Origin of the sequence: Agromyces protaetiae (assembly GCF_030866785.1) — a bacterium.
GTDB classification, from domain to species: domain Bacteria; phylum Actinomycetota; class Actinomycetes; order Actinomycetales; family Microbacteriaceae; genus Agromyces; species Agromyces silvae.
On record NZ_CP133018.1, the window covers coordinates 1,984,180 to 2,008,804 of the forward strand.

Genomic DNA, 24,625 nt, shown 5'->3' on the forward strand with positions numbered 1-24,625 from the left:
CGGTGCGGCCGCGCCGCACGGTCGAGGTGCCGCGCGGCCGGCGGCCGCGCCGCTCCGTCAGAGCCCGGGCAGGTGCCGGATGTTCGAGCGCGCCATCGCGACCGCTTCGGCGCCGCCGCCGGTCAGCACGATCTTCGACATCGCGAGCGCGAACCCCTTGACCTGCTCGCCGGTGATCGCCGGCGGCAGCGAGAGCGCACGCGAGTCCGTGACGATGTCCACGAGCGCGGGGCCGTCGTGCGCGAGGGCGTTCGCGACCGACGCTTGCAGCAGTTTCGGATCCTCGACCCGCACGGCATGGAAGCCGATCGCCGTCGCGATGCCCGCGTAGTCGACGCCGGGCACGTCGACCCCGAAGTCGGGGAAGCCGTTCACGAGCATCTCGAGCTTCACGAGCCCGAGCGTCGAGTTGTTGAAGACGAACACCTTGACGGGCAACCGGTACGCCGCCGCCGTGATGAGCTCGCCGAGCAGCATGGACAGCCCGCCGTCGCCCGCGATCGCGACGACCTGCCGGCCGGGGTAGGCGACTTGTGCGCCGATCGCGTGGGGGAGCGCGTTGGCCATCGAGCCGTGGATGAACGATCCGATGATGCGCCGGTCGGGCCCGGGCGTCACGTAGCGGGCCTGCCACACATTGCCCATGCCGGTGTCCGCGGTGAAGATCGCATCGGCCGCGGTCGCATCGTCGATGACCGAGATCGCATACTCGGGATGGATCGGCTTCACGGTGTCGACGTCGGTGTACGTGCCGACCACGGAGCCGAGGAGCTTCTCGTGCTTCTTCAGCATGCGGTCGAGGAAGGTGCGGCTCTTCTTCGGCTTCACGAGCCCGGTGAGCATCAGGAGCGTCGCACGCACGTCGCCGTGCACGGGATGCGCGACGCTGACGCGACGGCCGAGGTGCGAGGCATCCGTGTCGATCTGGCCGATGACGACCTTGCCCGCGTCGGGCAGGAACTGCTCGTAGGGGAAGTCGGTGCCGAGCAGGAGCAGCAGGTCGGCGTCGTGGATGCCCGCGTGCGCCGCACCGTAGCCGAGCAGGCCCGTCATGCCGATGTCGTACGGGTTGTCGTACTGGATCCACTGCTTGCCGCGCAGCGAGTGACCGATGGGGGCTTTCACGTGCTCGGCGAACGCGATCACGGCGTCGTGCGCGCCTTCCACGCCGGCGCCGGCGAAGATCGCGACGTTCTTGGCGGCGTTGATCGCGTCGGCGAGGGCGCGCACGTCGGTCTCGGCGGGCACGAGCGTGGGCGTCGCGGTCGGCACGTACGCGGGGAATCCGTCGGTCGCATCGAACTCGGCGATGTCGCCCGAGATGACGACGACCGAGACGCCGGGGCCGGTGGTCGCGTGCCGGATCGCCGAGTTCACGACGCGCGGGGACTGCGTCGCGGTCGCGATCTGCTCGCAGTAGTTCGAGCACTCGACGAACAGGCGCTCGGGATGCGTCTCCTGGAAGTAGCCCGACCCGATCTCGGCGCTCGGGATGTGGCTCGCGATCGCGAGCACCGGGGCCTTCGACCGGTGCGCGTCGAACAGGCCGTTGATGAGGTGCAGGTTGCCGGGCCCGCAGCTGCCCGCGCACACCGCGAGCTTGCCCGTGAGCTGCGCCTCGGCGGCGGCCATGAACGCCGCCGCCTCCTCGTGCCTGACATGGATCCAGTCGATGCCGCCGTTGGCCTTGCCGCCGCTGCGGCGGACCGCGTCGACGATCGGGTTCAGCGAGTCCCCGACGATTCCGTAGATGTGATCGACGCCCGCGTCGATGAGCTGGGCGACGAGCTGGTCGGCGATGGTGCGGGCCACGGTTCCCCCTTGCGTTGGCATGCGGATGGCTCGTGCGTTGGCATGCGGATCGCCCCAGTCTCGCGCGGATGGGCGGCGCGGTCGAGGGGTGGCGGTGAGCGCGGGCGGATGCTTCGGGGTGCGGATGCCTCGGGCGCGCGTGTGCACGAGCACGCTTCCGGATGCCGCTATGATGGTCAAGTTGTCTTCGACGGGTTCCGTCTGAGGCATCGGGCTGTGGCGCAGCTTGGTAGCGCACTTGACTGGGGGTCAAGGGGTCGCAGGTTCAAATCCTGTCAGCCCGACATTTGCCCAGGTGAGAGAAGGCTTCTCACCTGGGCACTGTCGTATTCAGCGGGTGTACCTCGAATTCGAGTGCTTCTCGAAGACCAGCACGGGACGTCCTCGTACTCCGCCTTCCTCGATGAGCCGATGGGCTTCGGCGACGTGCTCGGGCGGGAAGGTCCCGGCTACACGGGGAGTGAGCACACCGAACTCAGCGAGGTCGCGCAGTCGGGTGAGGGCCGCGGTGTTTCGCATCTGGTCGTAGACGAAGACGGGGACCCAGCGTACGCCGCGGGCGGTGTCACCGGTGAAGCCCTTCACGGCCGAGATCGATCCACCATCGCGCACTGCTGCAGCGACGGCGTCGCCGACGGATCCGGCATCGATGGCACCGGCCACGCCATCGGGGTACAGCTCGCGCACGCCGGCAGCGAACCCGCCTCCTCGAGGGAGAACGATGTCCGGGCCGAAGCTCGCGACGAGGTCGCGGTCCTTGTCTTCCGCGTCGGCGATAACCGTCAGCCCGGCTGCCTTGGCGAGCTGGATGGCGTACCCGCCGATCCCGCCAGCAGAGCCGGTCACCGCGACCGTCGCGCCCGGGGAGAGAGCCAGCGCATCCACGGCCATCCGCGCAGTGAGAGACGCCATCAGCAGGGTCGAGGCCGTCGTCAGGTCGATGCCCTTCGGCGCGGGCACCACGGACTCTGCGGGAACCAGAACGTACTCCGCCTGCCCGCCGAGGTTCTTGATGGGCTCGGTGATCGCGACCACCTCGGTTCCAACAGTGAGCTCGGGGCGGACTCCCTCGCCGATCTCGTCGATCGTGCCGGCCACTTCCCACCCCACGACGTAGACGTCAGAGACGGGGTTGGTCTCGGGGCTGTACTTCGCGGAGATCCCCGAGCGGATGTTGATGTCGGCGGGGTGGACGGGCGCTGCGGCGACCTTGATGCGCACCTCCCCAGCGCTGGCGTGTGGTTCGGGCAGCTCCAGCACCCGCATGACCTCGCGGCCTCCGTGCTCGGTGAACCCTACGGCTTTCACAGCGCGCCGTCGCCCTCGACGATCGGGAGTCTCCAGTCCTGTCGCGCCGCCCACTGTTTCATGGTTGTCGTGGTCAGTCCGTAGCGGTCGGCGTGGTAAGGGCGCGCCGGGTAGCCGACAACGTCGTCCCAGTGTCGACCGTCTGCATAGGGTGTCCCGGTGACCTGCTCCCATTCCTCAGGAGCGCGGAAGACGGCCGTGATCTTCCGGTTCGCGGCTGCGGAGATTGTCTCGGCGATCTCGCGAAACGTGAGCACGTCGCCGGCGAACTCGATCTCGGCTTCGTGGAACGTGTCGGGGTCGACGACCGCAGCCGCGACGGCGGCACCTAGGTCTTCCGCGTTGATCAGAGCCATCGCGGTCTGCGGACCCGTGGCCGTCACGAGCTGTCCCTCGGGAAGGTCGGGGAACATGTCGGGACGCTTTCCGGGGAGCACGTTGTCCATGTACCAGGCCGGCTTGAAGATCGTCCAGCGGTCGACGCCCGACTGGCGCACCGCATCCTCCGCCGCCTCCTTGTTGTCCCAGTACGCCCGGAACAGATCGGCTTGCTCGTAACCCGGGTAGCGGCTACGCCACCCGGTGCCCGACACGGACGTGTGGATGAGCTGGGTCACGCCGGCGCGTTTGGCTGCCGTCGCGACGTTCCGGGCCTGTCGCTGCTCGGAGTCAAAGTCTGCTGGGTCGGCGAGGAACAGCTGGACGGAGAACACCGCGTCATGCCCCGCGCTGGCCGTTTCCAAGGAAGCCAGGTCTTCCAGGTTTCCGGTCGCCAATTCGACGCCCTGCTGTGCGAGCGCCCGGGCGGGCGCTGATTCGGGAGTGCGCACGAACCCCGTCACGGAGTGGCCCCGGCGCAGGAGCGCCTGAACAACGGCACCACCCTGCATTCCCGTAGCCCCGGTCACCAGCACCTTCTTGGTTTCAGTCATTGCTTTCTTCTCTCATCGTGAATGAACGGGCACTCGCCCCGATTGGTCGGTGCCGGTGTCGCCTTACGGTCTGCTGGGCGCTAGTCGATCGAGGCGTGGAAGCGTTCGCAGGGCAGGACCGTGTTGGTGGTCGTATCAAGGAGCGAATCGAGGTTGGCCTGCATCGACTCGGCGGTCAGCTCGCGATCAACGAACCCCTCGTTCTTCCCGAAGGTCATGAGCTCCACTCTCCCCGCCGCGACGACGAGGTTGCTGCCGTTGAGGGTGCTTTCCGACCGTGCCGTAGAAATGACGCCTCGACCTGCTCCCGTCACAATCGCGACGCGGTTGTCGAAGCTCAACATGGTTTCTCCTTCATCAGTGCGCGCACATCGGACGTGCGCGATCGGTTGGGGCCTCGCCTCGCGCTGTGCGTCGCTCTCGCTGTGCCACACCTCAGGACCGATTGGAACTATACCGTATCGAAACGGAGTAGTATCGAAACGGGGAGAGTTTCTCCACACCCTCACCCCCGGACGCCTGCCCGCCCCCCCGCTACTCTGGAGACACCATGACTGCTGATCCCACGACACCGCTGCGCCAGCGCCCTGCAGGCACCGTGGGGCGCACACGTGACCTCGGGCGCGACACGAAGATTCTCGACGCCACCCTCGACCTGATCAGCGAGCAGGGTCCCCGAGCGATCAGCATGGAAGCGATCGCCGCTCGCGCGGGCGTCGGCAAATCCACCGTGTACCGGCGGTGGGGAAACCTCCCCGATCTGCTCGCCGATGCAGTCGACACGATCACCTTCGCCAGCGCCCCAGCCACCACAGGCAACGAGCGCCACGACCTCATCGAGGGCATCATTGCGGCCTCGGGCTGCATGGACCCACGCCGTCAGCGCGTCATCAGCGCTCTTCTCGGCAGCGGCCTCGATCAGACCGAGCTCGTCGACGCGCTACGTACCCGCTTCATCGACGCGACCGCTGCAGCGATGAGGACAGCCGTGCACGAACCGGCCGACTCAGACTGGCCGACAGCATCGATCGACCTCGCAGTCGTCGTCGGACTCCTGACCAGCCTGCCGCAGATTACAGGCCACCCCATCGACCGCGCCGACTTCGAACGAATCGTCGACGAAGCGGTGCTTCCGCTCCTGGAACGCCGCTCCCGCTAGGGGTTTTCGGCACCGAGCTGCCGGATCGTGGTCAAGATCGAAAGCATATGTCTCACTCCTTCGTGAGCCAGACGCTGGTGTCAGGCGCGATGAGGCCGTCTTCCAAGGGAACGCTGGAGAGAATCGGGGTGTAGTCAGAGGGGATGGCGATGGCGGCGGTACTGGAGAGATTGAGGACGCACCGGAATCGGGTGCCGCGTTCGAAGATAAGGACGTCGGGTGCGTCGGGTGCGCCGGGAGTTGTGTCGATGCCAGTCCAGCGCAGTTCTGCGCCTGTCGCATCGAGGTGCTGCTTGCGCAGCTGAATCGCTGTGCGGTACAGCGAGAGCGTGGAGTCGGGAGCGGCGCGTTGCTCGCTCACGCTGAGGGACGCCCAGGACGCGGGGATGGGGAGCCACGGCTCGCCCGTGGTGAAGCCGAAGCCGGGCGCGTCCGGCCGCCATGGGAGAGGCACGCGGCATCCATCGCGTCCGCGCACCGCGTGGCCGGTGCGGGTCCACATCGGGTCTTGGAGGCGATCATCGGGAAGATCTTCGACCTCGGGCAGTCCGAGCTCGTCGCCTTGATAGATGTAGCAGCTGCCGGGAAGCGCGAGGATGAGTAGAGCGGCTGCCCGTGCGCGGCGCAGTCCCTGCTGCAGGTCTGTGCCGGTACCGCTCGGGTCGAGGCCTCGATGCGCCCAGTGGCTCTCGTGACCGAGTCGGGTGACGACGCGGGGGACATCGTGGCTGCCGAGCACCCAGGTGGCCGGTGCTCCCACCATTTCGACGAGAGCAAGGTGGTCGGTGATGCGACGGCGGATGTCATCAACGCTCCAGGAGAGTCCGAGGAAGTCGAGGTTGAAGGCGGTGTGGAGTTCATCGGAAACGAGGTACCGGGACAGGCCGTTCGGTCGCAGGCGCCAGGCTTCTGCGACGAAGATGCGCTGGCCCGCCGGCGGGTAGGAGTCCGCGATGGCACGCCAGCGCTGGAAGATCCCGTGCGACTCGTCACGGTCCCAGTGGGGATGCCGAGCGGTGATTGCCGCCCCCGAGACTTCGAGCGGGTCCAAGGCGCTCTCGTGGCGCCCTGCACTGGACTCGATGTCGGGGAGCTCAGGGTTCTTGGTGATGCCGTGGGCGACGTCAATTCGGAATCCATCCACGCCTGTGTCGAACCAGAAGCGAAGGATCTCGTCGAACTCGGATCGGACGTTGTCGTTGGTCCAGTTGAGGTCGGGTTGCTCGGGGGCGAACAGGTGCAGGTACCACTCGTCGTCGGTGCCGCCTGCGTCGGTGACCCGCGACCAGGCCGGTCCGCCGAAGACCGAACGCCAGTTGTTCGGCGGCAGCTCGCCTTCCATGCCGCGCCCAGGCCGGAACCAGTACCGGTCGCGTTCTGGCGCGCCGGGAGCGGCCCCCAGTGCCTGCTGAAACCAGGGGTGGCGCGTGGAGGTGTGGTTCGGGACAAGGTCGATGATGACCCGCAGCGAATGTCGATGCGCTTCGTCGATGAATGTGACGGCGTCCTCGAGTGTTCCGAATGCCTCGGCGATAGCCGTGAAGTCTGAGACGTCGTAGCCGCCATCGACCATCGGCGAGGCGTACCACGGCGTCACCCAGACCGCGTCGACACCGAGTTCGCGAAGATAGGGCAGCTGCATCGTCATCCCGGGGATGTCGCCAACGCCGTCGCCGTTGCTGTCGCGAAAGCTGCGCGGGTAGATCTCGTAGATGACGGCGTTGCGCCACCAGTCCTCTTGACGCTCGCCGCCGCTCATTGTCGGACCTCCGCGTCAACGGCGAGGACGGTGCGGCCGCCGTCCACCGGGATCGTCGCGCCCGTAATGAAGCTGGACTCATCGGACAGTAAGAAGCGCACCACGTCGGCGACTTCGGCTGCGCGTCCGACGCGGTGCAAAGCGTGGGCGGCGTCATTGGCGGCGCGGGCGCGGGCGGCATCGGCGCTCGGCAGAGAGTCGAGGTAGGCGGTGTACCTTTCCGTGACGATCGAGCCCGGGGCGACGGCGTTCACGCGAATCCCGGCGGGACCTTGGTCGACGGCCATGGCACGCGTGAAGCCTTCGATCGCCGCTTTGGCGGTGACATATCCGGCCGCTCCGGGAACAGCCCGGGCTGCTTGATGCGAAGAGAGATTGACGATCGTCCCTGGTCGGTGGATGGCCCTGAACTCGGTGATCGCGCTCCGGCAGCCCACGACTACCGGGCGGACGTTGGCGTCCACGGAGCGCAGGAAGCTGTCCGCGTCGGCGTCCTGCAGCTGCACGTCGGCGAAGACCGCGGCGTTGTTGACCCAGCCGCTCAGTCCGCCGTGTTCGCGCGACACCTCGATCGCGTGGGAGGCGATGGCCTCGTCGCTGGCCGACCCGGTGATGATGCTTGCGTGCGCCGGATCGAGTTCCCTTCGCAGCCTCGATGCCGCTGCCTCATTGAACTCGATGAGGACAAGGTGTGCGGAATCCGCGAGCAGGCGTTGGACGATCGCCCGCCCGATGCCGTGCCCGCCTCCGGTCACGACCACGGCTCCCGCGGATGAAGCGGTGCTGTGCATGAGTGTCCAATCTGCGCTGAGCGCGGTGCCGAAGCTGAGGCCGAGGCCAGTGTCAGATGAGGATGTCGGTGTATGCAAGAATCCGGTGAAACCTGTTTCAAGCGAGGTGGAGAGTGGCGACTATCTACGATGTGGCGCGCGCGGCAGGTGTGAGCCCCGCTTCGGTGTCGCGTGTCCTGAACCGGCCGACGACGGTCTCCGAGGCACTGAGGCAGAAGGTCCTCGCTGCGATAGATGAACTCGACTTCTCGCCACGAGCGGAAGCCGTCGCTCGGGCGCGTCTCGGAATCAAGACGATCGCGGTGGTGGCGCCGTTCTCATCCCACGCCGCTGCCTCTCGTCGCGTTGCGGGAATTGTGAGCGCCGCCCAACGTGAGAACGTCGAAGTCCTTCTCTACGACCACCCCTCTGCAACGATCTCCGGAGACGCCGTACTCTCGACAATCCCAGTGCGTGGACGGGTCGACGGCGTCGTCGTGGTCAGCCTTCCGCTCGACGCACCCACCGCAGCGCGGCTTCTTGCCCGCCATCTCCCGACCGTGCTCCTCGATACGAGCCACCCACAGTTCCCCTCCATCTCCACGGACGATGAGGTCGGCGGCCGACTGGCCGCGGAGCACTTTCTTGAAATGGGACACACCTTTCTCGGATTTCTCGGTGAGTCCACGGTCCAAGCAACTTCGCCATCTTCGCGTCGCTGGAGAGGGTTCTCCTCCGCGTTTGAGAGCAAGGGAATCGACGTCCAGGCTCAGGTCTTGCGTGTCGATAGCGGTCCCGACGACGCCGCGCGAGTCGCAGTCTCGATGCTGACGAGACCGGAAGCACCAACCGCGATCTTCGCCTCGGATGACGATCGAGCGGCAGCTGTCCTGCAGGCCGCGGCGACGCTGGGGATCGAAGTTCCCAGAGAGCTTGCGGTCATCGGCTTTGATGACAGCCCGGTTGCCCGCATCCTCGGCCTCGGAACGGTGCGACAACCTCTCGAACAGTCTGGCGAGTTCGCGGCAAGGATGCTCCTGCGCCTACTCGAGAACAAGCCGATACCGCAGATCCCCACGCTTCGCGTGGAACTCATCAGCAGGCGAAGCTCGGGCGCTTCGCGCCACGCGGTCCAGGGAGATCGAGCCGATTCGCGTGATGACGAGCGACCTGAGCGACAAGAGACGCTCATGTTCGGCATGCGCGAGTGTCGTCGATGTCTCGACACATCCGCGATGTCGTCGATGTCCCGACACAGCTGTCGTCGATGTCCTGAAAACAGACCTCGTTAGCCCGACCGAGAAACGCTGGTGAGAAGATGTTTCTCATCAGGGTTTCGTCGTCACCGAGGGTCGTTTCTCGTGGTCCCGCTCGTTACGCTGGAGGTCATGTGTGCGGACGTCATCCTTCTGACCGGCTCGCCGGGGTCGGGGAAGACAACGACCGCGCGGAGCCTGGCGGCTGGGTATCCGTTGTCTGCTCATCTGCACACCGATGACTTCTGGCACGTGATCGTTTCCGGCGGCATCGCTCCCTATCTGCCGGAGGCCGATGCGCAGAACGAGATGGTGATGGCTGCGATCCAGCGGACAGCCTGGACATATGCAGTGGGCGGCTTCACGACCGTCGTCGATGGGATCATCGGACCGTGGATGCTTCCGCACTTTCAGCTGGGCGACGCCTATGAGGAGTCGGTGAGGCCACGGCTGCACTACGTTGTCTTGCGTCCCAGCCGCGAAGAAGCCTTGCGGCGTGCGCAAGCGCGAACTGCACCTGACGCGCTGGTCGACGAGGGGCAGGTGACTGGATTGTGGGATCAGTTCGCCGACTTGGGTGCGCTTGAGCGGCACGTCATCAACACGACCACGCAGCAGTCGGACGAAACTCTCGCCGCAGTTCAGCACGCCGTCGCCAGCGAACAGTTCTTGCTCACGCATTCGTGAGGTTTCGACCCCGTTAGGGGTCGTGGGGGTCTGCTGCGCCGATGGGTGACAGTTCGTAGTCACGCGGGACGGCCGCGCCCGTTGAAGCGCTATATACCTATGAGGTACATTACGGGTGTGCGATTCCTCATCCTCGGCGTCCTTCTTGAGGGCGCGCTGTCGCTCTACGACGTGCACAAGCGGTTCACCGGCGGCATCTCGCTGTTCTACGCCGCCAGCTTCGGCAGCATCCAGCGTGCACTCGAGCAGCTCGAATCCCTCGGCTGGGCGACGAGTGCCGCCGAAGAGGGGTCGGCTCGACGCAAGCGGCTGTACACGGTCACCTCTACAGGGCGCGACGCGTGGCGCGAATGGATGCTGGCGCCACTGACTGGCTCCGATCCGGAGCCGACGATGCTCGCCAGGGTGTATCTGCTGGGCAGCCTGCCCCAGGTGGATCGCGCAGGATGTATCGCAGAGTTGCGGCGTCGGATCGACACCGACGCGGCGGCGCTCGAAGACCTCGCGGCCCGGCTCAGCGAGACGCACGTGCCGGAGTCGCTGGATGAGATCGCGCGCTATCGCCGCGCGACGCTGGACTACGGCATCCGCTCCCATGCACTGGCGGCGGCGTGGCTCGCTGAGCTCGCCGCCACGCCCGAGTCTCTGCATTCGCCGAAGGTCTGAATCGCTGGTCCCGCGAGTGCGCACCCACTCACGCCGAAGGAGTCCCTCATGGTTTTGATCGCCGTCATCGTCTCGATCGTGCTGCTCGCCGCCCTCTCGGTGCTCCAGCTGATGGTCGCCGCGGGCCTGCCATACGGTCGCCTCGTGTGGGGCGGCGGGCACCGAGTCCTGCCGCGTGGACTCCGCGTGGGCAGCGCGATCTCGGTGTTGGTGTACGCCGCCTTCGCATGGGTGCTGCTGGCGCGGGCGGGGGCGCTCGAGGGCGACGAGAGCACCGTGGTCGTGGTGCTCACTTGGGTGCTTCTCGGCTACTTCGTCGTCGGCACGATGATGAACCTCATCTCTCGCAGCCGCGCTGAGAGACTCGTCATGACGCCGACCTGTGCTGCGCTTGCCGTGGCGACGCTGATCGTCGCACTCAGCTGAACCCGACGACCCCACGAGCGCTGGGAGCTGACGCCTCAGGCGACGCCGTCAGTCTCGTTCGATGAGACCGATCGCTTCGTGCAGTCCCGCGATCTCGTTGAGTCGGGCGCCACCGGCGATGACCTCGAGGGTCCGTATCCGTTCGCCCATAATCTCGAAGATCATGACTGAGACGATCCGACCGTTGACGACGGCTGCGACTGCCGGCCGTCTGTTCACGAGCACGGTGCGGGAGTTCGAGGCGAGGCGCTGGGATAGCGCCGCCCTCTCGGCGATGCTTCGTGCCCCTCGAATCGTCTCACTGTGAGATCCGTAGTCCGCGTGGAGTACGGCTCCCTCATCGAGCAACTCCAGCAGCGCGGCGAACTCGCCGTGTTTCGCGGCGAGCAACCACGCTTCGACGACTTTTCCGTGCGCGCGCGTCACGGCCTTGTGCGGCGCGCTCTCGCGGACGCGCGATCGAGCGCGCGAAGCGAGCTTGCGGGCCGCAGCCTCGTTCCGTCCGAGGACCTGCGCGACCTCACCAAAGGTCAATCCGAAGACATCGTGCAGCACGAACGCGAGACGCTCTGCAGGGCTGAGGGCATCGAGAACGACAAGAAGTGCCACGCCTGCGTGATCCGCCTCCGCGATCTCGTCTTCTGGCGTTGCGGGAGTGCTCGCGACCTGTGCCCAGTCCTCTGCGAACAGTGGGCCTTCGTGCCGACGTCGCGAGGAACGGAGCAGGTCGAGGCTGAGACGCGACACCACGGTCGTCATCCATGCGGCGAGATTGTCGATGTCTGAGGGCGTCGTCCGTTGCAGGCGCAGCCAGGCTTCCTGCACGACGTCTTCCGCCTCGGACGCGTCGCCGAGGAGGTTGTACGCGATGGTCGTGAGCCGACCGCGCTGCGTTTCATACCAACGCGCCAGAATTCGAGGATCGGTCATGTCGTCGTTCGCCTATCTGCTCCGTCACTCACTTGACGGCGAGTCCTCGGGAAACGTGACGAGGTCGGGCGCTCCTCGTGGCGACCAACCTACGCAGCCGACTGGTGCGTCATCAACTGCCGAGGCTGAGATGGGCCCGACGGCGGTACTACGAGCAGTTGGCCGCAGGTGTGCGTGTGGCGGAAAGCCGTGAGGAAGTCAGTTGGTGGCGTACGACTTCTCCGGTCTGGTCACCTGCGGCGGCGAGCACCTCGCCGTCTGGCCCCCAGATCGTGGAGCGACCGCACGTGTGTGGGTAGACAGCGCCGGCTCGGCCAGCGAAACTCGCGAACGCCGCATAGGCACGGCACGCGCGGGCCGCCACGAACCCGCGAGCGGACTGCTCATCGAACTCCTCCGGGGAGTGGACGACTCCCGCCGCGTACAGATCGACATCGAGCCTCGCGAGGTCCGACGTGTGGACGCTTGCGCTGGTGTCCTTGCAGATCGACATTCCGACCTTCCAGCCGTCGACCGTGATGGTCCGAGCCGCACGGCCCGGGGCGAACCGGTTCAACTCAGGGGCGTGCAGCGTGCGTTTGTGGTAGACGACGTCGGCGCTTCCGTCGTGCACCCTGATGCTGCTGATGAACTCCCTCCCCTCCCCATCTCGCGTCGGCGCGCCCACGATCGCGATCGACCGACAGTCGCGGGCGGCGTCGATGAGAGGTTGCAGGCGTGGGTCGTCGAGCTCCAGAGCTGGTGCCTGCAGGCGATACCCGGTCAACGAGAGCTCTGGAAACAGGATCAATCTCGCCTGTGCGGAACGAATGGCTTCCGCGTGGCGCTCAGCATTGCCTGCGATGTCCGACGGACTCGTCGCCGGCTGGGCAAGAGCGATGAGCAACGTCTCGCTGCGCCGTGTCGGCACGGACGCCTCTCCAGACAGATCAAGTGTTGCGCTCTCTGCCGCTTGTGTCACGGTTCGCACCTCCTCCTCGTCAACACTCTGACGACGCCCGGCAGGTCGGCGTGACAAGACAGGGAGAAGAATCAATGCGAAACATGCTCGTCACCGGCGGTACCGGAAATCTCGGACGACACGTCCTCCCGCACCTGCAGGAGGCTGGTGTCAACCCCCGTGTGCTCACGCGGTCGCCCCGTTCGGACTCAGACGGTGTCGTGTTCTTCCGGGGAGACACGGTCAAGGGCGACAACCTGGCTGAGGCGGTTGCCGGGATGGAGACGGTTCTGCATCTCGCCGGAGGTGCGAAAGGCGACGACGTCGCCGCGCGCAACATCGCCGCCGCTGCGAAGGCTGCCGGAGTCGAGCATCTCGTGCTGATCTCCGTCGTTGGGGCGGATCACATGCCGATCGGCTATTTCCGCGCGAAGGCGCGGGCCGAGGAAGAGTTCGCAAACTCAGGGGTTCCGTACAGCATCGTTCGCGCGGCGCAATTCCACGACTTCATCCTCAAGACGATCGGATCGATGGCAAAGCTCCCGTTCGTGCCACTTCCGTCTGGGCTTCGATTCGAGCCGGTTGACGTCTCGGAGGTGGCCGCGTACGTTGCTGAGATCGCTTTGCGAGAACCGTCTGGCCGCGCACGAGACATTGCCGGGCCCGCCGTGATGGATGTCGAGGAGATCGTCAGGCCGCTCCTCAAGTTGCGTCAGCGGCGATTCCGTCCGCTTCGTGTGCCATTGAGCGGGGCGATCGGGCGTGCGTACAAGGCTGGAGACAACCTTGCGCTACCCGGAGTGATGAGAGGCGGCATCCCGTGGTCGGAATACCTTGTGGCGCGCGCCGCGGTCGAGCAGAAAGTCTGAGATGTCGGTCACGGAGGGGGAGAGTGCTCAGCTCACGCTGTGTTGTCTGCTTTGGGCACGAGATGGCGCACGCCGTGAACTTCGTGAGTACGAGGATTCAGTGATCGAGCTGTTGCCCCGGCATGGTGCGGGATTGCTGCTGCGGGCGTTCGGATCAGGAACGGGAGATGGCCCAGACGAGGTCCAACTGTTCCGTTTTCCGGACGATGCAGCTCTCTCGAGCTTTCTCGCAGACCCCGATCGGGTAGCCAGAGCAGAGGCCAGGGATCGAGCCATCGCCAGGACCGTGACGTTCTCGGTGACGGTGGCAGATCCTGCGGGACGAGGAAACGACGAAACGAGGATTCATGAGTGACGGAGTGTTCGACGAGGATGTCGCGCGTTCGTACGACGCCGACATCGAGCATATGTATGCCCCTGAGGTCCTGATACCGACCGTCGACGTCCTGTCGAAGTTGTCGTCCGGCGGGTCAGCGCTGGAGTTCGCGATCGGAACCGGCCGGGTCGCGGTGCCACTGGCGCGTCGCGGGGTGCACGTCGAGGGGATCGAGTTGTCCGCGGCGATGGCGGACGTCCTCCGTGAGCGCGAAGGCGGCGAAACGATCAACGTCGTCATCGGGGACATGGCGACGACAACGGTCCCGGGAGCGTTCGATCTGGTCTATCTGGTCTTCAACACCATCGGGAACCTGACTTCCCAGGACCAGCAGACTGCGTGCTTCGTCAATGCCGCTCGCCATCTCAAGCGAGGCGGTCGGTTCGTCATCGAAGTCGGAGTCCCGGCGTTGCGGAGACTGCCTCCCGGCGAGCGGTTCGTCACGTTCTCCATGTCCCACCACTACATCGGCGTCGATGAGTACGACCTGGTGACCCAGTCGCTGGTGTCGCATCATCTCAACGTCGACGACGAGGGACGAGCGAGGTCCTTTCGAACGCCGCAACGGTACGTCTGGCCGGCCGAGCTGGACCTCATGGCGCAGATCTCGGGAATGCGTCTCGAGTCCCGCTGGGAGAGCTGGGACAAGACCGCCTTCACTCACGAATCAGAGCACCACGTATCGGTCTGGATCAAGCCCTAGGGGTACGACTGCGAGAGGGTCGTTTCGGTAGAGGGCCCGCCGACGGTACGCGCCCCGAACCGCGGTCAGACTCCGGTCTCCGCCGGGAGGCGTCCGGATGCGACGGCTCGGCGCAGCAGCTCGAAGTCGGCCTCGGCGACATCGGCGTACGCGGCCGACCATTCCGCTGTCGCCTCGGCGAATTCTTCGGATCGGCCGAGGTAGCCCACGATCGCTGCCGAGGCGGGGGACTGCCCGTGCGCCCGAGCCAGGAGCGCGGCGCACAGCGCACCGTACGAGCGGAACTGGTCGGCGTCGAGCGTGTCCGGCTCGATCGACCCCTTCATGTCGCGGAACTGCCGCCAGTAGTAGTCCACCCGATACCGGTCCGCGGAGTCACCGGCCCAGCCGCGGATCCATCCGACGAACAGGTCGGAGTTCGCCTGCAGGATCCGCTGGGCGGCGACGACGCGGTGGCCCTCGATGAAGTCGGTCATGCCGGGGCGACCGGGGATGATCGATCGCCGGCCCCCGTACGTCGTCAAGACGGACGGCGGAGCCTCCTTGGCCTGGAGGAACAGCATGTCGCCGGTGGGGCCCTCGACTGCGAGCAGGTAGCAGCGGGTGCCGACGCTGCCGACACCGACGACCCGCAGGGCGAAGTCGACCACGCGGTACTGCTCCAGCAGGAACGCGATGTCCTCGCGCAGGGTCGCGCGGTACTGGGTAAAGAGGTCGGTGACCTCGCCCAAGGTCGCGTGGTCGACGTGGCGCAGGATGGGAGGCTGATCGACGATGCGGATGCCGCCGTCGACCGAAATCGTCGTCAGGCGCTGCAGGAGCCGCTCGGACGTGCGTGCGCGGGCCTTCTTCGCTGCTTTGCGGACCGTCCGCTCGCCTTTCTCCCCGAGGTGACGTGCGACCGAGGACGTGTCGACCCGGGTGTAGTAGCGCTCCCGCGTGGAGAGGCGGCAATAGCCCCGCAACATCTCGCGGTACCCGTCAGCGGCGGCGAAGGCCGCGTCGCGGCATCCGTCCTCGCTCAGGCCGATGTCGCGTCCGCTGAGGTACACGCTCGCGGTGAGCCGGCGCACGTCCCACTCCCACGGCGCGACGCCGGCCTCGTCGAAGTCGTTGAGGTCGAAGACGAGCGCGCGTTCGGGCGAGGCGAAGAAACCGAAGTTCGAGATGTGGGCGTCGCCGCAGGAGACGACCTCGAGGTCGGTGGTGGGTGCACGGCGCAGGTCGGCCGCCATGACGGCCGCCGTGCCGCGGTAGAACGAGAACGGCGATTGCAGCATCCGTCCCACCCGCACCGGCACGAGATCCTTCAGTCTCGACGCGTGCTGTTCCTCGAGGATGCCGAGGGGATCCCGGTCGACGGGGAGGACCAGCTCGGCCAAGCCTCGCCGCGGCAGACGCTTGCGCACCCGGCGCCCGGCTTCATTCGCGGAGGACCGTCGCTCGCCGTTGCCCATGTGGGCAGGCTACCGCGTGACCGAGCGCGACCGGGGGCGGATGGTCACACGTCGGCGCGGCAGAAGCCGGCGGATGGGCGATCGACGATGGCCAGAACACCACCGTCGGCGGAGACGATCGAGCGCGGAAGGCCCCATCGTCGTCACAGGCACCAACGGGCGAGGACACAGTGCTCGCGGTCAGTCGGGCGGTGCGTGTCGCTCCGCGGCCACCAGGCGCCGGTACTGCGAAGGCGTCAGCTCGAGCGTATGGCGGAACGCCGTGGTGAGATGTGCATGATCCGCGTACCCCATCTCGGCGGCGATCTGTGCGATGGGGACGGCTCGGTCGCTGCCGATTCTCTCGAGCGTCTCGTGGAGGCGGTGCCGCCGGATGACCGCGAGCGGGGACACTCCGAGGTAGCGACGCGAGAGACGCTGCAGCGTTCGAGGGCTCACGCCAAGACCGTCGGCAAGCTCGTCGACCCGCGCGATGGACGTGTCGCTGTGGATCAGGTCGACCATCCTGTTGGCAAGGCGTCCGCGGGCGTCTGGGATCGGGATGCGCGCTCGTGCCCACTCGGCAACCGCGGTGACGGCCTGCTGAGGTCCGGGTTCTGGACCGGCCGTCATCGACTCGACTGCTGCACGTCCGAGTGACGGCTCCGCTCGCGGCACTTCGCCGTCCAGATATGGGGCCGGGTCGCCGAAGAGGGCTGGGGTGGATGCGGGTCGGAGCTGAATCCCGACCAGCCAACCCTGCCCTCGCAACTCCCGGGAGAAGAAGTTCCGGGATGGGCCCAGTACCGTGACGTGGCCACGGTCATCGACGATCAGGTTCATCGAGTGGAGCACGAGGGCCTTCGGCCGAAGCACCACTCCGGATGGCACGTCCCACCGTGGCACCCACACCCACTGCAGCCGGTCGGCGACATCGGTCGGCGGCGCGATTCGCTCGTACGGCGGAATGTCCCTGTGGAACAGCAGGCCGCGCCCGCGAGGTTGAGATCCCGAGTCGACGCTTCGTCGAAGGGAAATGGGCATGATGACGCTCCGTCTGTGAGTCGTCCGAGCGCACGAATGAGGCCCGGGTGATGACACACGGCGAAGAGGTCGCGAGGAGCTTCGCCGCGCTAGCGGCTGAGCCAGATGACGGCAATTGCTGCAGTACCCATACGAGGGAGTGTATGGCGCCCGAACGTTCGGCCCAAAGTTCGAGCACGAGACGTCGGGGTGGGCCGTTTCGCCCCGGCCCGTACGGTGCCGGGGCGAAACGGGCTCGCGCGGTCTGCAGATCAGCCCGGAACGCGGTCGAGGAATCCATAGACATCTTGGATGAACCCTCGATCGTCGGCGACGACCACGTCGAAACCGATGACGATCGGCTCTTCACCGGCGGGCCCGAGTCCCCACCGGAAGCGGGACAATCGACCGTGCGCGTCGGGCTCGCCGACACTCGTGAAGTGGAAGCCCGGAAACTGCTTCCTCACGCCATCGATGACCTGGGCGATCTCCGCGTGGCCGACCGCCTCGACGAGAGGGTCGGCGTACACCGCGCGTTCTGACCAGTGCTCCTTCAGGAGCGCTCTGCGGAGTTCCTCGTCTGCCGCATTCCACGTCGCCAGGTAGTTCTCGACCAAACGCATTGCGCAGTCCTTTCTCATCGGCACAAGGTGTCGGAAGCATGCTGGTGCCAACAGAAGCGAGTGGTCCATTACCTCCGAGGTCATTGGATTGCAGCGCCGGCTCGGTACCCTCGACGTCATGTCCGTGACCGACGACGCGCAGGTGGGCGGTCTGCTGCGCATGTGGCGGGAGCGCAGGCGCCTCAGTCAGCTCGAGCTCTCGGCACGCGCCGGAGTGTCCTCTCGTCACCTCAGCTTCTTGGAGACGGGTCGCTCGCGACCTACGCCACAGATGATCGACCGACTCGCGACACAGCTCGACGTGCCATTGAGAGAGAGGAACCAGTTACTGCTCTCCGCGGGCTTCGCGCCGGCGCACCCCGAGCGGTCGATACGTTCCCCTGAGCTCTATGCGGTGAGTGTTGCGTTCCAGCGGATCCTCGACGCCCATATGCCATTCCCGGCGCTCGTTCTGGACCGCTGGTGGAACATCGTCGACCGCAATCCTGCGACTGATGTCGTGCTGCGGGGCTGCGCGTCTCACCTCCTGGAGCCACCTGTCAACGCCGTCCTGGTCACGCTGCACCCTGAGGGGCTTGCCCCGCGCATCCGCAATCTCGCGCAATGGCGTACTCACCTGCTCGGGCAGGTTCGTTCGCGTGCCGAGCACACCGGCGATGCGCGACTGCACCAACTTGTGCGCGACGCATCAGCCCTCGGAGAAGTCGAGGAGAGCGCTGGCAGCGCCACCGATGTCGTGTTGCCGCTCGAGCTCGATCGAGGTGGTGACATCCTGCGGCTCTTCAGCATCGCTGCCGCTCTTCAGTCTGCTACGGACATCACCATCGACGAGCTCCATATCGAGGCGTTCTACCCCGCGGATCAGGCGACGGCTGCATGGTTCGGACGACTGGGCAGCTGAGATTCCCGCTGCGAGCACCGCCGGCCGCCGGGGACGTGGTGGGAGCCTGGTCGCAAATATGCAAGACCGCCAGTTTCGGCGACCGTACCGTCGGGCACATGACTCTGCGCGAATCTCGGCCGCCGCTCTCCGAAGCCCGCACCGACCCCGCTCTTCCGAACGGGTTCACCAGCGTGACCCCCTTCATCACGGTCGCCCGAGCTCGAGACGCGATCGAGTTCTATCGACACGTGTTCGGCGTCCGCGTCGTCGACGTGACCGAGGTCGATGGGAAGGTGGTGCACGCAGAACTGGAGTTCCCGAGTGGCCGACTCCAACTCGGCGAACCCAACGACGTCTACGGCCTGGTGGCGGCCGGAACCGACGGGGACTGCTATTCGCTCGGCCACTACTGCGCCGATGTCGATGCGGTCGCGGCACGCGCCGTGGCGGCCGGCGCGGCGATTCGCGAACCCATCACCGATTTCGTCACGGGTGACCGATACTGCAGCCTGCGAGACCCCTTCGGGGTCAGGTGGTCGGTCATGACGCGGATCGAGGAGATCCCAGAGGCCGAAGGGGCGCGTCGTGTGGCGGAATGGGCACACACGCAACAGGCGACCACGTGAGCACGCGAAGTTCGGCCTCGGTTCCGGGTCCGGCCCCGAACGCGGGGATCGATGAGGCGGCGAAGCAGCAGTACCGCGCACACTTCGATGCTCGTGTTCGCTTCGGGAACGGTGGGCGGCTCGACGCGTACGGATTCCGGCTGGATGTTCCCTCGGAGGCGACGCCACGGGACCGAATCGGTCAGCTGTTCATCCGTCATCTGGGCCTGTCGATGGTCGAGTCCGTCGAGCTCTCCGATCTGGTCATCGTCGAGGAAGCGCACAAGGGCAGTCGAGGCGTCGAGGATTCGGCTCGCCCGCCATCGCTGGTCGACCTGAGCCACGCTGTCCCGTGGGAGGCGCTCGGATCCCCGAGCCGGCACGATCACAGCGCCCTGTCTGCGTGGCGTGTTGACACGGCCACGCGTCCTCCTACGTCCATCGTCGTCGGGGACGGCCGCTCGGGCGTCGGCGACGACCTCGAGCACACGTCGCTCGTCAAGTTGGCAGCGATCCAGGGTGAGGTGTTCCATCTCACCGATCTGAAGAGCCGATCCATCCCGCCGGGCGTCTTCTACGAACGCGAGGTCGCCGGACGCGCCGTCCTTCTCGACACCGGATGGAGCCCGCGCTTCGGAACGCCGCTGTACTGTGAACCCGCTCCATTCCTCAGCCGTGAGGCCGCCGACTACCTCATCTGCGAGGGCGTCACCATGGTCGGCATCGACACGTCCGGTCTCGACGACTCCGCCGCTCGCCGGGAGGCGAAGGCGATGGTGCGCACAACTCTGCTCCAAGCCGGTGTGGTTCTGCTCGAGAACGTGACCAATGTCGACCTGCTGCCAGCCTCCGGTTCACGCATCGTCGCGGCGCCCCCGGCGTTGGCAGGGATGCACACATGTCCCGTCAGGGCATTCGCCCTCGTGGGTGAGGGAGCGTGAACGGGAGGGAAGCCATCGGGGCAGGTGCTCGTGAGCGCCGAGTCGTCCGATCAGTCGAACCCGGCGATCGCCCTCGATGGACGCAGCTGTTCGAACAGTACCGATCGATCGAGGGCGCACCTGCTGACGATGCCGTCGCGTCTCGCGTCTGGTCGTGGATCACCGGGTCTGGCGGCCCACTCGAAGGGGTCGTCGTCGAGACGGACGACGACACCGGCGCAGGCGGCTTGGCCGGCTTCTGCCTGTACCGCGAATTCGCGCGCCCCGCGAGCGGCACGATGGGCATCTACCTCGACGATCTCTACGTTGCGGTCGAGCATCGCGGACAGGGATACGCGAGGCAGATGATTCACGCTGTTCACGACATCGCGATCCATCGCCGGTGCAGTCTGGTGCGGTGGATCGTCGACCCCGCGAACACCACGGCCTACCGCCTCTATGAGCGGATCGCCGACCCGAAGGCGTGGGTCACGTTCGAGATCGACGGCGGCGAAGCCGGGCGCGGCTGAGCGGCGTGGAACGTCGCCCCTCGTTCCGAGTGCCCGCCCCACGGCTCGCCGGCTTCGGGAAGATCGCGCTTGCAGGAGTGCTGTGGGGCACGGCCCCGATCGCCTTCGAGATCGTTCGCGACGAGACAGCGGCCAGCGCCTACGCGGTGAGCGCGGCGCGGATGACCATCGCCGCGGTCGCGCTCCTCGCGGTGATGGCGGTCACGAGAGGACGTGCTCCAGCGCTCGGCCTTCTGCGCGTTCGGCCATGGATGGTGGTCGGGATGGGTGTGGGCGTGGCGGTCTACCAGACGACCTGGTTCGCTGCCATGACCTATGTCGGCGTCAGTGTGGCGACCGTGGTCTGTTTGGGCGCGGCGCCGCTGCTCGTGATCGTCTGGGAGGCGGTCCGCGATCCGCGAGGGGTGACGTTGGCGAGCATGCTGACCCTGCTCATCGGTGTGCTGGGGCTTGTACTCGTGTGCGTCCCGGGCGCCGAGGTGTCGACCGAGACGTCGTGGATCGGCATGGCACTGGCGTCTGTGTCTGCCGTGACGTTCGCCACGTGCATGGTCGTGGGTCGCAGCCTCGCACTGGCTGGGGAGCCACGCGCGCTGACCACGGTGACCACCGTGGTTTCAGCGCTGACACTTCTTCCGTTCCTCTTCGTCTCCGGCACGGAACGGATCTCACCCGGAGCTGCGCTCGCGCTGACGTATCTCGGTGTCGTGACGCTCGCCGTCGGCTACCTGCTGTTGTATTCAGGCCTGCAGACGGTACGAACGAGTTCCGCGACGCTCGCCGCGTTGCTCGAGCCGGCGACGGCGACCGTGCTCGCCGTCTGGCTCCTGGGCGAGGTCCTGACGGGGCCTGAGGTCGCGGGCGTCGCACTGATCCTGGTCGCTCTGGTCGTTGCGGGCTCGCGAGACGAGTGAGCACGCCCGCGCCAGACTGGGGCGGACGAGCGCCCCCACCCTCATTCCTCGGCGGCGGTCTGCTGATAGGCCGCGAGTCGCAGCTCGCCGTGCTCTCGGCGGTAGGCGCTGGTCATGATCGCGGTGAAGGGAGGTTGCCCCTTGCGTGATGCCGACCCGGCGTAGATCAGGAGCGCGGCATCCGGACCGAGGCTGAGCACTCGCGGATCGCGTATCTCGTACGAATCCCAGCTCTCTGCTGCGTCCAGTGCCTCGGCGGAGGCTTCGCGATCCAGCGTCATGCCGTTCACGAGGATCATGGTGCCGTCCTCGCTCATCACCCGCCGGTAATAGGCGCCGCCGCGGCCCTCGCAGAGCGCCTGCCACCCGGCGTGTTCGAGTTCGAGCAGCGCGTGGAGTCCGATGTCGGTCATCTCGGTTCCCTTTCAGATGTGTGGCAATGGATCATGCGCGCTCGGACGGCCGAGCTGCCGAGCTCGATGACCGCGTGCCTGCCGCATCCTCGTGGGTCCGCGTGGTGGGAACATCGTCACGGATGAGGCCACGCACGCGAAGTTCGTCCCAGAGCGCCTGTGGCACAGGTTCCACATAGTGAGCCGCGCTCCGCGCGACGTGCTCGGGACGGTCCGCGCCCACAACCGTGCCGACGACGGTCGGATGAAAGCCGGGGAACTGGAGTGCGGCCGTCGACAATGCCGTCCCGTGGCGCGAGCATACTTCGGCGATCGCCTCGCATCGTTCGATCTCGTCGGGGGTCGGGGAGCGGTAGTTATAGGTCGCGTGAGGTATCGCCCCAGTCGCGTACAGTCCGGAGTTGAAGACACCGGCTGCCACGACACCGATGCCCTGCTCGTGGCACAGCGCCATGTCATCGTCGATGGAATCGTGCTCCGCGATCGTGTAGCGGAGCGCGAACAGCATGAGGTCGAGGTCCGCGAGCTGCAGGAGCCGGCGAATCATCCCGCGCTCGTTCACGCCCGCGCCGAATGCCGCGATGGCGCCTTCGGCGCGGAGCTCCTCCAGTGCGCGGAAGCCTCCATGTATGAGTTGCATGATGCCCGCTTCGACAGCGGCGGGGCTGCCGAGGTTCGGCTCGTCCAGGTCGTGGATGTAGAGGATGTCGACCCGTTCCAGCCCGAGCCGCTGAAGACTGTCTTCATGCGACCGCATGATGCCGTCGTACGAGTAGTCGACATGGTGGTCGAACCTGAGCCCGCCGCGCCATGGGAGTGCGGTGCGCCCGCGCGGGCGAGTGAGTACGCGACCCACCTTCGTGGATACGACGAAGTCGTCTCGGTGTTTGTCCCGGAGGAACTGACCGACGCGAAGCTCGCTCAGCCCGAGTCCGTACCAGGGGGAGGTGTCGAAGTACCGTGTGCCGGTGTTCCACGCAGCCTCGAGGGTCAGGAGCGCGTCCTCCGGTGTGACCTTGCGAAACAGCTCGCCGAGAGCGGATGCTCCGAATCCCACGCCCTGGGTGAGCGGTGTCAGTTCCACCGGAAGCGCTGGACTCATCGCGACAGTCCGGCGCCGGCAGCTCGGTCTCCGAGGATGGATGGGCGAGATTCGCGGGACGTCATGTCACCGACGTTACGGAGACCGAGACGTGCGGTCTTGGACATTAACGACGCAGATCTGCGCCGGTGCGCGAGCCCCAATCGGGAGCAACAGATGGCCCATCTCGGCTGAATGTCACGCAGATAGGTATGATCACCAGTGACACGGATGGGAGTGTCCATGGCCAGGCAGTCTCCCGCGGACGTACAGCCGCTGGGCGCGTCGTGAGCGGCGCGTCGTGAGCAGCGCGTTGTCCGCTCGCCTCGCCGCCGTCGTCGAGGCGCTGCCACTCCGGCCCGGGCTCCGGGTGCTGGAGGTCGGCGGCGCGCCCGGTGCTGCCGCGAAAGCGGTCGCACGGCGGATCGGCGACGGGCACATCCTGGTCATCGACCGATCGGCCAAGGGCGTCGCGCAGGTCGAGCGGAACGCCGCCGAGGAGATTGCGGCGGGTCGGCTGAGCGTGCGGCAGGTCGCGGTCGAGACGTTCGAGCTTCAGGCTGGAGAGGCGCCGTTCGATCTCGCCTTCGCCGTTCGTGTCGGTGCGCTCGACGGGCGGCATCCCGACGCCGGTGTCGAGGCGCTGCGACATCTCGCCGCCGCGCTGACGCCCGCGGGGCGTCTCCTGATCGACGGCGGCGACCCGCTTCGCGAGGTCGCCCTCGTCCGCTGAGCCGATTGCCACGGCAGAACCGACTTCTATGCGTGACGCACGTGGGCTCGCCCCGCCGGGTCGCGAGCTGGCGCCCGACATCGCGCGAGGCGTCGCCCTGTGCTTCATCGGCCGAGCAGCTGCTCCGCTGGTTCGCCGACCGGTCTCCAGGGCGGGTCCGAGTCTCGCCGTGAGCACCGTTACGCTGGCCGCATGATCTCGACGGCTGATGCCCTGATCGGCGAGCTGCGCGACGCGGCCGATCCTGAGGCGTTTCCGAATCGGCACTATCGGGGCGGGGCAGACGTGCTGGGCGTGCGCATGGGGACGGTGTTCGAGATCTCGAAGCGGCGGAGCGCGATGGACCTCGGCGAGGTCGAGCGGCTGCTCGAGCAGACCGAGTACGAGCCGCGGCTCGCGGCATTCTGCGTGCTCGACTTCCAGGTGCGTCGCCCGGGCATGACCGACGGGGAGCGCGAGCAGCGGTACCGCCTGTACCTCGACCGGCACGAGGCGATCGATTCGTGGGACATGGTCGATCGCGCGGCGCCGCGCGTCGTCGGCGGGTATCTGCGCGGCCGCTCGCGTGCGCCGCTGTTCGAACTCGCGGCATCCGGCGACCCATTGCGCCGGCGCACCGCCATGACCGCGCCGCTCGCGTACACGCGCCCCGCCGACGTTGCGGGCATCGCCGACCTGCTGCGCCTCGCCGAGCTGCTCGCGGCGGATCCCGACCCCCTGGTGTCCAAACCGGTGGGCATCGCGCTCAAGCACGCCGGCGCCGTCGCGCCGGACGAGGTCCGGGCGTTCCTCGACCGGATGGGCGACCGCCTGCCCGCACCGGTGCGCCGCGAGGCGGGGGCCAAGCTGCCGGCGGCGCCGCGATGATGCA

27 protein-coding genes and 1 tRNA gene are annotated in these 24,625 nt (G+C 66.8%); 15 read left to right on the plus strand and 13 right to left on the minus strand.

Features of this window, described 5'->3' with window-relative positions; translation table 11 throughout:
* Positions 1 to 57: 57 nt before the first annotated feature.
* On the minus strand, positions 58 to 1,812 hold the full coding sequence (locus QU602_RS09135; RefSeq protein ID WP_308799972.1) for a pyruvate dehydrogenase: 1,755 nt from the start codon (positions 1,810 to 1,812) through the stop codon (positions 58 to 60).
* 210 nt (positions 1,813 to 2,022) lie between these two features.
* Here QU602_RS09135 and QU602_RS09140 point away from each other — a divergent pair.
* Positions 2,023 to 2,096, plus strand: a tRNA-Pro gene (locus tag QU602_RS09140).
* Positions 2,097 to 2,142: 46 nt separating this feature from the next.
* Here the strand turns inward: QU602_RS09140 and QU602_RS09145 are convergent.
* The 3 genes from QU602_RS09145 to QU602_RS09155 all read right to left on the minus strand — a co-directional run bounded on the left by QU602_RS09145 (position 2,143) and on the right by QU602_RS09155 (position 4,396).
* Positions 2,143 to 3,078 carry an NADP-dependent oxidoreductase gene (locus QU602_RS09145; protein WP_308799973.1) on the minus strand — a complete coding sequence of 312 codons (936 nt, stop codon included), beginning with the start codon at positions 3,076 to 3,078 and terminating at the stop codon, positions 2,143 to 2,145.
* A 38-nt stretch (positions 3,079 to 3,116) separates the two neighbouring features.
* Complete coding sequence (locus QU602_RS09150; RefSeq protein WP_308799974.1) at positions 3,117 to 4,052, minus strand: NmrA/HSCARG family protein; 936 nt, start codon at positions 4,050 to 4,052, stop codon at positions 3,117 to 3,119.
* 80 nt (positions 4,053 to 4,132) lie between these two features.
* Positions 4,133 to 4,396 carry a hypothetical protein gene (locus QU602_RS09155; RefSeq protein WP_308799975.1) on the minus strand — a complete coding sequence of 88 codons (264 nt, stop codon included), beginning with the start codon at positions 4,394 to 4,396 and terminating at the stop codon, positions 4,133 to 4,135.
* A gap of 344 nt (positions 4,397 to 4,740) precedes the next feature.
* Here QU602_RS09155 and QU602_RS09160 point away from each other — a divergent pair, with 344 nt between their 5' ends.
* On the plus strand, positions 4,741 to 5,211 hold the full coding sequence (locus QU602_RS09160; RefSeq protein WP_373692909.1) for a TetR/AcrR family transcriptional regulator C-terminal ligand-binding domain-containing protein: 471 nt from the start codon (positions 4,741 to 4,743) through the stop codon (positions 5,209 to 5,211).
* Between the two features lie 52 nt (positions 5,212 to 5,263).
* Here the strand turns inward: QU602_RS09160 and QU602_RS09165 are convergent, their stop codons facing one another.
* Both QU602_RS09165 and QU602_RS09170 read right to left on the minus strand, forming a co-directional pair.
* Complete coding sequence (locus QU602_RS09165) at positions 5,264 to 6,970, minus strand: glycoside hydrolase family 13 protein (RefSeq protein WP_308799977.1); 1,707 nt, start codon at positions 6,968 to 6,970, stop codon at positions 5,264 to 5,266.
* Positions 6,967 to 7,761, minus strand: coding sequence for an SDR family NAD(P)-dependent oxidoreductase (locus QU602_RS09170; protein WP_308799978.1), 795 nt, complete (start codon positions 7,759 to 7,761; stop codon positions 6,967 to 6,969). Before QU602_RS09170 ends, QU602_RS09165 begins: the two co-directional genes overlap by 4 nt.
* 113 nt (positions 7,762 to 7,874) lie before the next feature.
* Here QU602_RS09170 and QU602_RS09175 point away from each other — a divergent pair, with 113 nt between their 5' ends.
* The 4 genes from QU602_RS09175 (at position 7,875) to QU602_RS09190 (ending at position 10,775) form a co-directional block, all read left to right on the plus strand.
* The gene (locus QU602_RS09175) at positions 7,875 to 9,032 is read left to right on the plus strand and encodes a LacI family DNA-binding transcriptional regulator (protein ID WP_308799980.1); all 1,158 of its coding nucleotides are present in this window, start codon (positions 7,875 to 7,877) and stop codon (positions 9,030 to 9,032) included.
* A gap of 96 nt (positions 9,033 to 9,128) precedes the next feature.
* Positions 9,129 to 9,683: an AAA family ATPase gene (locus QU602_RS09180; protein ID WP_308799981.1), complete on the plus strand. Its 555-nt coding sequence runs from the start codon at positions 9,129 to 9,131 to the stop codon at positions 9,681 to 9,683.
* Between the two features lie 117 nt (positions 9,684 to 9,800).
* Entirely contained in the window at positions 9,801 to 10,349 is a 549-nt protein-coding gene (locus QU602_RS09185; protein WP_308799982.1) for a PadR family transcriptional regulator, read from the plus strand.
* A gap of 48 nt (positions 10,350 to 10,397) precedes the next feature.
* Positions 10,398 to 10,775, plus strand: coding sequence for a hypothetical protein (locus QU602_RS09190; protein ID WP_308799984.1), 378 nt, complete (start codon positions 10,398 to 10,400; stop codon positions 10,773 to 10,775).
* 48 nt (positions 10,776 to 10,823) lie between these two features.
* Here the strand turns inward: QU602_RS09190 and QU602_RS09195 are convergent, their stop codons facing one another.
* Together QU602_RS09195 and QU602_RS09200 are read right to left on the minus strand one after the other, a co-directional pair.
* Complete coding sequence (locus QU602_RS09195) at positions 10,824 to 11,705, minus strand: sigma-70 family RNA polymerase sigma factor (RefSeq protein ID WP_308799985.1); 882 nt, start codon at positions 11,703 to 11,705, stop codon at positions 10,824 to 10,826.
* A gap of 148 nt (positions 11,706 to 11,853) precedes the next feature.
* Complete coding sequence (locus QU602_RS09200) at positions 11,854 to 12,666, minus strand: carbon-nitrogen hydrolase family protein (RefSeq protein ID WP_308799986.1); 813 nt, start codon at positions 12,664 to 12,666, stop codon at positions 11,854 to 11,856.
* Between the two features lie 83 nt (positions 12,667 to 12,749).
* On the opposite strand from QU602_RS09200, the gene QU602_RS09205 reads away from it, so the two are divergent.
* Entirely contained in the window at positions 12,750 to 13,514 is a 765-nt protein-coding gene (locus QU602_RS09205) for an SDR family oxidoreductase (protein WP_308799987.1), read from the plus strand.
* 347 nt (positions 13,515 to 13,861) lie between these two features.
* Entirely contained in the window at positions 13,862 to 14,593 is a 732-nt protein-coding gene (locus QU602_RS09210; RefSeq protein ID WP_308799988.1) for a class I SAM-dependent DNA methyltransferase, read from the plus strand.
* Between the two features lie 65 nt (positions 14,594 to 14,658).
* Here the strand turns inward: QU602_RS09210 and QU602_RS09215 are convergent, their stop codons facing one another.
* The 3 genes from QU602_RS09215 to QU602_RS09225 all read right to left on the minus strand — a co-directional run bounded on the left by QU602_RS09215 (position 14,659) and on the right by QU602_RS09225 (position 17,675).
* Positions 14,659 to 16,050 (minus strand): DUF2252 domain-containing protein, encoded by a 1,392-nt coding sequence (locus QU602_RS09215; RefSeq protein ID WP_308799989.1) that lies wholly within the window; start codon positions 16,048 to 16,050, stop codon positions 14,659 to 14,661.
* A 180-nt stretch (positions 16,051 to 16,230) separates the two neighbouring features.
* Positions 16,231 to 17,073: an AraC family transcriptional regulator gene (locus QU602_RS09220; RefSeq protein WP_308800136.1), complete on the minus strand. Its 843-nt coding sequence runs from the start codon at positions 17,071 to 17,073 to the stop codon at positions 16,231 to 16,233.
* A 251-nt stretch (positions 17,074 to 17,324) separates the two neighbouring features.
* On the minus strand, positions 17,325 to 17,675 hold the full coding sequence (locus QU602_RS09225; protein ID WP_308799990.1) for a nuclear transport factor 2 family protein: 351 nt from the start codon (positions 17,673 to 17,675) through the stop codon (positions 17,325 to 17,327).
* Between the two features lie 118 nt (positions 17,676 to 17,793).
* On the opposite strand from QU602_RS09225, the gene QU602_RS09230 reads away from it, so the two are divergent.
* The 5 genes from QU602_RS09230 (at position 17,794) to QU602_RS09250 (ending at position 21,527) form a co-directional block, all read left to right on the plus strand.
* Complete coding sequence (locus QU602_RS09230; protein ID WP_308799991.1) at positions 17,794 to 18,576, plus strand: helix-turn-helix domain-containing protein; 783 nt, start codon at positions 17,794 to 17,796, stop codon at positions 18,574 to 18,576.
* Positions 18,577 to 18,674: 98 nt separating this feature from the next.
* Positions 18,675 to 19,184, plus strand: a complete 510-nt coding sequence (locus QU602_RS09235) for a VOC family protein (RefSeq protein WP_308799992.1) — start codon at positions 18,675 to 18,677, stop codon at positions 19,182 to 19,184.
* A complete protein-coding gene (locus tag QU602_RS09240) occupies positions 19,181 to 20,104 on the plus strand; it encodes a cyclase family protein (protein WP_308799993.1) in 924 nt (307 codons plus the stop codon). The genes QU602_RS09235 and QU602_RS09240 overlap by 4 nt, the downstream gene beginning before the upstream one ends.
* Positions 20,101 to 20,613 (plus strand): GNAT family N-acetyltransferase, encoded by a 513-nt coding sequence (locus tag QU602_RS09245; RefSeq protein ID WP_308799995.1) that lies wholly within the window; start codon positions 20,101 to 20,103, stop codon positions 20,611 to 20,613. Before QU602_RS09240 ends, QU602_RS09245 begins: the two co-directional genes overlap by 4 nt.
* Positions 20,614 to 20,618: 5 nt before the next feature.
* A complete protein-coding gene (locus QU602_RS09250) occupies positions 20,619 to 21,527 on the plus strand; it encodes a DMT family transporter (protein ID WP_308799996.1) in 909 nt (302 codons plus the stop codon).
* A 41-nt stretch (positions 21,528 to 21,568) separates the two neighbouring features.
* Here QU602_RS09250 and QU602_RS09255 read toward each other — a convergent pair whose 3' ends face one another.
* Both QU602_RS09255 and QU602_RS09260 read right to left on the minus strand, forming a co-directional pair.
* A complete protein-coding gene (locus QU602_RS09255; RefSeq protein WP_308799997.1) occupies positions 21,569 to 21,940 on the minus strand; it encodes a nuclear transport factor 2 family protein in 372 nt (123 codons plus the stop codon).
* A gap of 31 nt (positions 21,941 to 21,971) precedes the next feature.
* Positions 21,972 to 23,042 (minus strand): aldo/keto reductase, encoded by a 1,071-nt coding sequence (locus tag QU602_RS09260; protein ID WP_308799998.1) that lies wholly within the window; start codon positions 23,040 to 23,042, stop codon positions 21,972 to 21,974.
* A gap of 280 nt (positions 23,043 to 23,322) precedes the next feature.
* On the opposite strand from QU602_RS09260, the gene QU602_RS09265 reads away from it, so the two are divergent.
* Entirely contained in the window at positions 23,323 to 23,754 is a 432-nt protein-coding gene (locus tag QU602_RS09265; protein WP_308799999.1) for a methyltransferase domain-containing protein, read from the plus strand.
* Between the two features lie 192 nt (positions 23,755 to 23,946).
* The gene (locus QU602_RS09270; protein ID WP_308800000.1) at positions 23,947 to 24,621 is read left to right on the plus strand and encodes a DNA alkylation repair protein; all 675 of its coding nucleotides are present in this window, start codon (positions 23,947 to 23,949) and stop codon (positions 24,619 to 24,621) included.
* Positions 24,622 to 24,625: the final 4 nt, after the last annotated feature.

Excerpts from the sequence above, each read along its gene's own strand:
- QU602_RS09160 (WP_373692909.1), top strand. The coding sequence starts at position 4,741 with ATGGAAGCGATCGCCGCTCGCGCGGGCGTCGGCAAATCCACCGTGTAC.
- QU602_RS09205 (WP_308799987.1), top strand. The coding sequence starts at position 12,750 with ATGCTCGTCACCGGCGGTACCGGAAATCTCGGACGACACGTCCTCCCG.
- QU602_RS09210 (WP_308799988.1), top strand. The coding sequence starts at position 13,862 with ATGAGTGACGGAGTGTTCGACGAGGATGTCGCGCGTTCGTACGACGCC.
- QU602_RS09170 (WP_308799978.1), bottom strand. The coding sequence starts at position 7,761 with ATGCACAGCACCGCTTCATCCGCGGGAGCCGTGGTCGTGACCGGAGGC.
- QU602_RS09235 (WP_308799992.1), top strand. The coding sequence starts at position 18,675 with ATGACTCTGCGCGAATCTCGGCCGCCGCTCTCCGAAGCCCGCACCGAC.
- QU602_RS09190 (WP_308799984.1), top strand. The coding sequence starts at position 10,398 with ATGGTTTTGATCGCCGTCATCGTCTCGATCGTGCTGCTCGCCGCCCTC.
- QU602_RS09255 (WP_308799997.1), bottom strand. The coding sequence starts at position 21,940 with ATGACCGACATCGGACTCCACGCGCTGCTCGAACTCGAACACGCCGGG.
- QU602_RS09215 (WP_308799989.1), bottom strand. The coding sequence starts at position 16,050 with ATGGGCAACGGCGAGCGACGGTCCTCCGCGAATGAAGCCGGGCGCCGG.
- QU602_RS09145 (WP_308799973.1), bottom strand. The coding sequence starts at position 3,078 with ATGCGGGTGCTGGAGCTGCCCGAACCACACGCCAGCGCTGGGGAGGTG.
- QU602_RS09220 (WP_308800136.1), bottom strand. The coding sequence starts at position 17,073 with ATGCCCATTTCCCTTCGACGAAGCGTCGACTCGGGATCTCAACCTCGC.
- QU602_RS09270 (WP_308800000.1), top strand. The coding sequence starts at position 23,947 with ATGATCTCGACGGCTGATGCCCTGATCGGCGAGCTGCGCGACGCGGCC.
- QU602_RS09165 (WP_308799977.1), bottom strand. The coding sequence starts at position 6,970 with ATGAGCGGCGGCGAGCGTCAAGAGGACTGGTGGCGCAACGCCGTCATC.
- QU602_RS09180 (WP_308799981.1), top strand. The coding sequence starts at position 9,129 with ATGTGTGCGGACGTCATCCTTCTGACCGGCTCGCCGGGGTCGGGGAAG.
- QU602_RS09150 (WP_308799974.1), bottom strand. The coding sequence starts at position 4,052 with ATGACTGAAACCAAGAAGGTGCTGGTGACCGGGGCTACGGGAATGCAG.
- QU602_RS09260 (WP_308799998.1), bottom strand. The coding sequence starts at position 23,042 with ATGAGTCCAGCGCTTCCGGTGGAACTGACACCGCTCACCCAGGGCGTG.
- QU602_RS09230 (WP_308799991.1), top strand. The coding sequence starts at position 17,794 with ATGTCCGTGACCGACGACGCGCAGGTGGGCGGTCTGCTGCGCATGTGG.
- QU602_RS09155 (WP_308799975.1), bottom strand. The coding sequence starts at position 4,396 with ATGTTGAGCTTCGACAACCGCGTCGCGATTGTGACGGGAGCAGGTCGA.
- QU602_RS09225 (WP_308799990.1), bottom strand. The coding sequence starts at position 17,675 with ATGCGTTTGGTCGAGAACTACCTGGCGACGTGGAATGCGGCAGACGAG.
- QU602_RS09195 (WP_308799985.1), bottom strand. The coding sequence starts at position 11,705 with ATGACCGATCCTCGAATTCTGGCGCGTTGGTATGAAACGCAGCGCGGT.